The organism is Brenneria roseae subsp. americana (assembly GCF_003115815.1).
Taxonomy (GTDB): domain Bacteria; phylum Pseudomonadota; class Gammaproteobacteria; order Enterobacterales; family Enterobacteriaceae; genus Brenneria; species Brenneria roseae.
Map to the genome: position 1 here is coordinate 1 of NZ_QDKJ01000045.1, position 798 is coordinate 798.

The 798-nt window shown below is 48.9% G+C and carries 1 pseudogene; it reads left to right on the forward strand.

Annotation, left to right across the window (positions count from 1 at the left end):
- Window positions 1-661: pseudogene (locus tag B4923_RS21190) on the forward strand (hypothetical protein); the annotation flags it as partial.
- Between the last annotated feature and the right edge of the window lie 137 nt (window positions 662-798).

Here is a 798-nt window from a genome sequence, read left to right on the forward strand (position 1 = left end):
GGCTATTGCTGCACTGGTCGCATCGTCACCTGCTGCGCTGGATACGCTTAATGAACTTGCCGCAGCGCTCGGAAACGATCCCAATTTTGCAACAACTATGGCAACTGCGCTGGGGCTGAAAGCGCCGCTTGCTAGTCCGGCGCTGACAGGAACACCGACGGCACCGACAGCGGCTGTTGCAACAAACAACACTCAGTTGGCGACAACTGCATTCGTTAAACTAGCTATCGCCGCAGGAACCGCAGCCGCCGCGGGAAAATTAGCGACAGCGCGGAAAATTAACGGTGTTGCATTTGATGGTTCAAAAGACATTACTCTGACTCCCGAAAACCTCGGTTTTACAGAACGCATTAGTGCGGCCTGGGGGCGGTTTAATGGAGCGCCATCAGCGCCCACGATAATATCGTCGTTTAATATTGGCAGCATTACAAAATCTGCGGCTGGGCGGTACAGTGTGAAATTTTCAAGCCCTATGAATAGCAATAAATACATTGTAATAGGCACAGCATTTAATGATCAGGCTGATGGTGCAGCGCTAGCTCGCGTTTTCGGAACAAAAATAGGCACGGAGTTGGGATTTGATATCATATTGCTTGATAATAATACTGATGTTTATGCAGATGCGACAGTGATTGATTTCTGTGTATTCGGCGGTCTATAGCTGATTGCGCCGATGTATTTAATTGTGGCCTGGCAGGGCCACAGATTAGGCGACTCTTAACCTGAACGGCGCGCTTACTACAGCTGTAGACTGTAATAATGAACTTGCAATTCCAGACGATGATGAACCGTTCGTTA